Consider the following 6,000-nt stretch of genomic DNA (forward strand, 5'->3'; position numbering starts at 1 on the left):
CTGTCGGCCAAGCCATCGGGCGCGGGAAGGCGGAGCGCGGGGTTCTGGCGGCGGGCGTGTCGTCGATCCAGGCGCAGCGAGGCGATTGAGGTTGATAAGAGCGGTCGTCACCAAGTGCTGTAGTCACACCTCAGCCATGCTGAATCGGCCAAGGCGAGATGGCGACTTCGGTGCAGGCACATCGCCTTATCCCGCACGGCACGTGCCCTCGAGGTCGGCTCGCCTTCCCCGGTCGGGAGTGCGACAGCTGGCTGACCCTCGCGCGCCTGTGCCGCCGTGTGCCCCATGTTCCTCGCACGAGCGCGGTGTCCACCGGCGGCGCTCCGAGCGCGTGCAGCGCCACTGTAGGTTGCAGGCATTGTGGTCCTCAGCGCCAACCGGGTGTGCACCACCGTAGGTCCGAAGTTGCAGCCGGAACGCCAGATCCGGCTGCTGTGGCCGGCTGGGTAGACAGCGACTTCGCGATACCGATCGAGCTGGAAAGCTTCGAGCGCGAATGCTCCCTCGGTGCACGCTCCCAATTGGTTGTTCCCCGGCATTGGCCCGATGAGGTTGCCACCGTGATAAGCCATGGTCGACGCGAGGCCTTCAGCGTCGATGGAGGCGGCCTCGACGGGATAGCGCGCTTGGAGCAGGTCCTCCGCCGCGAGCGCGATGTGCCGCGGGCCGAGCACCGCGTGTTTCGAGACCGGGCCGGGAACGACGCTCTGTGGGCGATCACCAGCGGCCGCCGTCGTGATACCGCTCCGTGTTGTGGACCTCGTGATCGATTCAGGTGATGCACTTCTTCGCGTTATGGACGTCCAGGTCGTAGGGCGAGGCGGCCATCGTGTGGGCGGCCGGAATGCCGTCGGTCTCGGCGCGCCACCGGACCCGATCGTCTGCGTACAGTGCGTAATCGCCGCGTTCGTTGAGGCGGAAGTTCTGCAACCAGACCCGGCGCAGGAACGTGACGACCGGCACCTGCGCACTCGACGCAGCCGCACATCGATCTCGAAGCGGGCCTGCGCAGGCTCGTCGCGGCGGGGTACGCCGATCGGTAGCAGGCCGCGTGTGGCCATTGGGCATGTCGCGCGAAGCCCGTCCGTTGGCCTTCCCCGAGCGGTCGCGCCAAGAGCCGAAGGTCGTCAGCGTGCCTTGAAGAGAGCCCCGGCTTCTTGCGTTGTTCGAGCATCGATCCGAGGCTTGGTGAGGATTCAGGCGTTTGCCCGCATCGCGGTCGCGGCGGAGGCAAGTCCCCATCGGACGAGGTCCTGCGCCTCCTGTGCCGTCTTGGCCTCCGCATAGCAGCGCAGCTCGGGCGCATTTCCCGAAGCCCGGAAATGGATCGTGCGCCCGCCGTCCAGCTCGATCCGGATCCCGTCCTGCTGATCGATCGAGGCCGATGATCCGATCGGGCCGAGGAAGGCAGCGCGGAAGTTCGGATCCCGAAGGCGATCGAGGAAGGCGGCGCTCGTCTCGGACGGGGTGTTGGGCAGCCGGTCGCTGGCCATCTCTCCCGCATCCAGGGAGGCCACGAGGTCAGCGAGGGAAGTGCCGGCGGCGCGCACCGCTGCCAAGGTGGCCAGGATAGGCAGCATCGCATCGCGCGTCGGCAGGGCGGACAATGTCCTGCCGTGGAGCGTTACGTCCGAGCCGAGCAGGAACCCGCCATTCGCCTCGAATCCTGCGACGATCCGCGCGCCGACGGACTTCGCCTGCTCCATGCCGGCGATGACGAAAGGCGAGCCCACCTTCGTGCGTACAACCTTCCGGAAGCCGCCGGAATGCTCGAGCGCTGAGCCGGCCGTGACCGGCACCACCACCGTGTCGGCGCCCAGAAAGCGGGCGGTGATGAGCCCGAGTACGTCGCCCCGCAGGATCCGACCCGTGCCGTCGGCCACCAGCGGCCTGTCGGCGTCGCCATCCGTGGTCACGAGCGCGTCGAAGGAGCCCGGTTCCATGACGTCGCGGATGAAGGCGATATCCTCGGCACGATGGGCTTCGGTATCGATCGGCACGAAGACCTGCGACCGGCCGATCGGCGTCACCTGTGCGCCGAAGCCGGCGAGCAGGTCGGCTATCAGGTCGCGGGCCACCGAACTTTGCTGATAGACCGCGATCCGCAGGCCCTGCAGGATATCCGGTGCAAAGGCGGCAGCATAGCGCTGCTGATAGCGCGCGATTGCGTCGGGTTCAGGTGTGGCGGGCGTAGAGGCCCGGGCTTCGCCGGACGCGCCCTCCTTCAGGGCGGCCAGGATAGCGGCCTCGTCGCTCTTGGTGATCTCACCCTCGGGCCGGTAGAATTTCAGGCCGTTGCGATCCTCGGGGATGTGGCTGCCCGTGACCATGACTGCATAGGCACCGCGCCGCATCGCCTCGAGGGCGAGGGCCGGGGTTGGCAGCGCGCCGCAATCGATCGCCGTGAAGCCGGCCGCGGTTGCGGCGTCCGCCACGGTTGCGGCGATGCCGAGGCTGCTGTCGCGCAAATCACGCCCGATGACGACCATGCGGCCGCCTTCGCCCTGGGAGACGGATCGGAAGAACGCGCTGGCATAGGCATAGCTCGGGCCGCCGACGAGGTCGGTTACGAGACCGCGCAAGCCGCTCGTCCCAAATTTCAGACTGCTCACGGTACCTCCCTCGTCGCCGCATGGGCGCACGCGCACAGGATCGATGCCTCAAACCGTACGCAGGCTCAATGCTGGAGGTTGGGCAGCGCGCTCGGGACGGTCGAGTTTGGGCTACAGTGGGTTGCGACTGTGTACCGACGCGGCTGACCAGCCTGTCCTACTGGCGGGGGGCCATTCTCGGAGCGCCCATGTGCACCACGCGCCAATCATTACGGCGTCAGGAGGCCGGTAACTGCTGCTCCAGATGCGCGCGAAGGATCGAGTAATATCGGACGACTTCGTCGAGCGTTTCGGCGTTCTCCTTCCTGATCGCCTCTGAACCGAGCGGTTCGCGGTAGGTGGCCGCGTAGTGAGCGGCGTGCGCCTTCAGCTTGACGGCGACGAAGTCGAGATCGGCCGACCACGCGGCTTCCTCGCGAACCTGCTGGAGGCGCTTGGCGAGCGCGAACCAGTTGAGGTCGAGGGCGATGCCGCTGCCCATTTCCTTGAACAGGTCGAACATCGAATCCAGAATGGCGATTGCGGTCTGCGCCGACATAGCCGAACCTTCCGTCAGGATCGTGCGATCACGAGATCCGGGCGCGCGTACCAGTCGTCGAACAAGGACAGCTGACGGAAGCGCCGTCGGTAACCGTGGCTGCTCAGCAGCGCGTCGATCTTCTCCCGGCTGCTCGAAAAATTATGCTCGACGCTGATCAGCGCGATGTCGTGACGAGTGAAATCGAAGCTCTGCAGCACGTCGAACTCGCCACCCTCCACATCAATGCTCATGTAATCGATTCGCCGTGGCGCCCGAGCCTCCGAAAGGAATCGTTCCAGCGAGATGGTCGCCACCGGGTATTGCCGGCGCTCCTGGCGGAACTGGGCGTGAAAGTCTCCGCCGGCAAAATCTTCCATGCCGGAGAGCTCGCCGATGTCAACTTCGTTAAAGAGAACTTCAATCCCGTCAGTTTTGTAGACGCATTTATCGGAGATGTAGCAGCTGCGATTGCGATGCAGCGCTTCATGCCAAGCCCGAGCTGGCTCCGCCAGGGCTCCCTGCCAAGCGTAGGTCTTTTCCAGCAGGAGCGTGTTGCTCAGGCTGACGCCATCGCAGGCACCGAATTCCACAAAATAGCCGTTCCGCTTCTCCTGCAGTTCGTACAGCACCCACAGATCCTGCATCAGCTGCGCGTTGGAGTACGGAGTCATCCGCGTCGCGAAGGACAGGAAGTCGAGATCCGAGCTGAGAATGTGCGGGTGCGCGTCCAGATTATCTCTCAGGTTGATCAGGGCATTGAACACCGTCAGGAGTTCGACATCCATGGTCCTGGGCTCCAGTCTCGGAACGGGATCGCGCGCGAGCGCAAGCGTGTCGGGGTTCAGCCGCGCGTCGCCGCTCGGCCCGGCATGCGCGAGGCTCCCAGGATCCTGTTCGAACCTTCGAACAGGATGCCGTGCTGAAGCGCGGCCGGTCCGTGATCCGGCACGGTCCGCGCAGCCTTGCGGATCGCGGCGAGGAAGCGCTTGCGACTGAACCCGTAGGGCCGCACGCTTCCGACCAGCGCCTCGATCAGCGTGGACGTCGCCTCCGACCGAGCACGGGCCAGATCGCGCTCGCGCAAGGCGTCGTCGCGTTCGGCTTTGAGGAGGGTCAATTCGACCTGCTGCTGTTGGATCCGACGAATGTATTTCGTTTCAATGGCATGAACGGCATTCGTCATCGTGTGACAGCCCCGGCCCGAAGCGGTTGGAGAATTCGAAGCTGAAGGCTCGCGTCGCGGTCGCGCGGAAGCCTGCACTCGGCCCTGGTGGGGCAGCCTGAGGATCGTGCCGGCCGCGAGTTGCGCGGTTGTAGGGCACACGCGCAACCCTGCTTTCTTCAAGCTTGGAGTTTACTGACGATATGCTTGACCAGCAACAGGCCTATGCTGGCGCAGGTCAGACCGAACATGATGATGTAAAGATAATCTACCTGAATGCCCGCGTAGGGATAATAGGCAGATCTTACCCACTCAGCGAGCTGCATGGCCGGGTTGTACTTCATCCAGTAGTAGACTTTGTCTGGCATGTAGCTCGGGAGGAACATGACTCCGCTCGATACATACAGGATGATGCTGAAGAGTGCGTAGCCGATCAGCCAGCCTGGGAAAAAGCCGATGATCGCCACGTTGATTGTTCCAATCCCGATGCCAAGTACGATCGCGGCAAGGTAGCCGCACATAGCCGTGAATGGGTCCGCTGGGATCGGATTGGTCCCTATGACGACCAGGATGGAGCAGACGACCAGCAGCGCGAGGAAGCCAGTCACGATCTCCACGAGGATGCGGGCCAGGATCACGTCGAACAGCTTGACCTGCGGATAATAGGTCAGCGGCCGGTTCATGATCACAGCCTTCATGACCTCGCGCGAAATGTACTGGAAGACCAGAACTGGAACCGCACCCGTTGCGAAGAAAAGGGCCCTGTTGTCGCCGAGAGGCGCCGCCAGCTTCTGGAAAGTGTAGATCGCGATCAGCATGAAGACGTGCACGCAGGGCCAGAGCACGACCACGCCGTAGCCCCAGAGGGAGGCTCCGAAACGGGTGCGCATGTCCCGCAGAATCAACGCATGCAGCACGTGCAGATAGGACTCGATCGGGCTCTTCTGTCCCTGGACCGGCGGGAGGGCGGGCATCGACGTGACCTCTGGTTGCCGGGCCTGCTTCGATGAGAAAAGGGGCTAAAGTGCGTTGGCCGGCGCCCCTCGGTCGGATGAGTGGCGGGTCGCGAGATCATAGTAGTCGCGAATCAGGCTCTCGTAGGTCGCGGCTTGAATAAGCCGGGCGCGGCCGTCATCCGCCGTGATGTCGATGGCAAGCAGGTGGTCGTTGCAGGCGGCGGGATCGGTGACCAGCGCGCAGGGCAGAAGATGGCCGTTCGGCATGCCGCGCAGCCGCTCGGCCGGAGCGCCGAGGTCGAAGGCCGCCACCGGCAAGCCGGTTCGCAGGGCCAGGGTCAGCGCGTACGCGTAGGTCTCGGGCCAGATCGACGGCAGCAGCACTAGGTCGGCCGAGACCTGGGTGACGAGATCGAGGAACTCGTCATCCTCCCAGTGGCGGCCGGTCTTGGCGATCTGGAGGGCCGCACGGGCGACCCGGTCGAGGGTCGGATCGTCGGTGGAGTACCGCCCCGTCTCGGTGACGCCGGCGCGCTCCAGGCCGCCCGTCAGGGCCGGGTCGGAGAAGCCCACGATCGAGAAGTGCAGGGGCAGGTCCCGCTTGCGCGCGTCCGCGGCCAGGGCCTGCAGCAGCAGGCCGCCTTCGGGGAGGCTGATCGCGCCGAGCACGGCGACGCGGCGGACGCGGCCGGGCCGCTGCAGGCTGGTGTCGCGCACCGACCGCTCCGGCTCCAGGTGCGGCCGCACCGT

General features: G+C 65.1%; 6 protein-coding genes and 1 pseudogene. All 7 read right to left on the bottom strand.

The window, feature by feature from the left end; translation table 11 throughout:
- Positions 1-771 precede the first annotated feature (771 nt).
- Positions 772-963, bottom strand: coding sequence for a hypothetical protein (locus tag CIW48_RS23525; protein ID WP_149312905.1), 192 nt, complete (start codon positions 961-963; stop codon positions 772-774).
- A 233-nt stretch (positions 964-1,196) separates the two neighbouring features.
- Positions 1,197-2,612, bottom strand: coding sequence for a phosphomannomutase (locus CIW48_RS23530; protein ID WP_149312906.1), 1,416 nt, complete (start codon positions 2,610-2,612; stop codon positions 1,197-1,199).
- A 217-nt stretch (positions 2,613-2,829) separates the two neighbouring features.
- The gene (locus tag CIW48_RS23535) at positions 2,830-3,150 is read right to left on the bottom strand and encodes a hypothetical protein (protein ID WP_149312907.1); all 321 of its coding nucleotides are present in this window, start codon (positions 3,148-3,150) and stop codon (positions 2,830-2,832) included.
- A 14-nt stretch (positions 3,151-3,164) separates the two neighbouring features.
- On the bottom strand, positions 3,165-3,917 hold the full coding sequence (locus CIW48_RS23540) for an FkbM family methyltransferase (protein ID WP_149312908.1): 753 nt from the start codon (positions 3,915-3,917) through the stop codon (positions 3,165-3,167).
- 56 nt (positions 3,918-3,973) lie between these two features.
- Positions 3,974-4,249: a hypothetical protein gene (locus tag CIW48_RS23545; RefSeq protein ID WP_246695393.1), complete on the bottom strand. Its 276-nt coding sequence runs from the start codon at positions 4,247-4,249 to the stop codon at positions 3,974-3,976.
- A 224-nt stretch (positions 4,250-4,473) separates the two neighbouring features.
- The gene (locus CIW48_RS23550) at positions 4,474-5,268 is read right to left on the bottom strand and encodes an ABC transporter permease (RefSeq protein WP_149312909.1); all 795 of its coding nucleotides are present in this window, start codon (positions 5,266-5,268) and stop codon (positions 4,474-4,476) included.
- A gap of 45 nt (positions 5,269-5,313) precedes the next feature.
- Positions 5,314-6,000 (bottom strand): annotated as a pseudogene (locus CIW48_RS23555) (glycosyl transferase); the annotation flags it as partial.

The sequence above is a fragment of the Methylobacterium sp. P1-11 genome (assembly GCF_008329595.1).
In the GTDB taxonomy this organism is placed as follows: Bacteria; Pseudomonadota; Alphaproteobacteria; order Rhizobiales; family Beijerinckiaceae; genus Methylobacterium.

Bases quoted from the DNA above. Each gene is read 5' to 3' on its own strand.
- CIW48_RS23535 (WP_149312907.1), bottom strand. From the start codon at position 3,150: ATGTCGGCGCAGACCGCAATCGCCATTCTGGATTCGATGTTCGACCTG.
- CIW48_RS23540 (WP_149312908.1), bottom strand. From the start codon at position 3,917: ATGGATGTCGAACTCCTGACGGTGTTCAATGCCCTGATCAACCTGAGA.
- CIW48_RS23550 (WP_149312909.1), bottom strand. From the start codon at position 5,268: ATGCCCGCCCTCCCGCCGGTCCAGGGACAGAAGAGCCCGATCGAGTCC.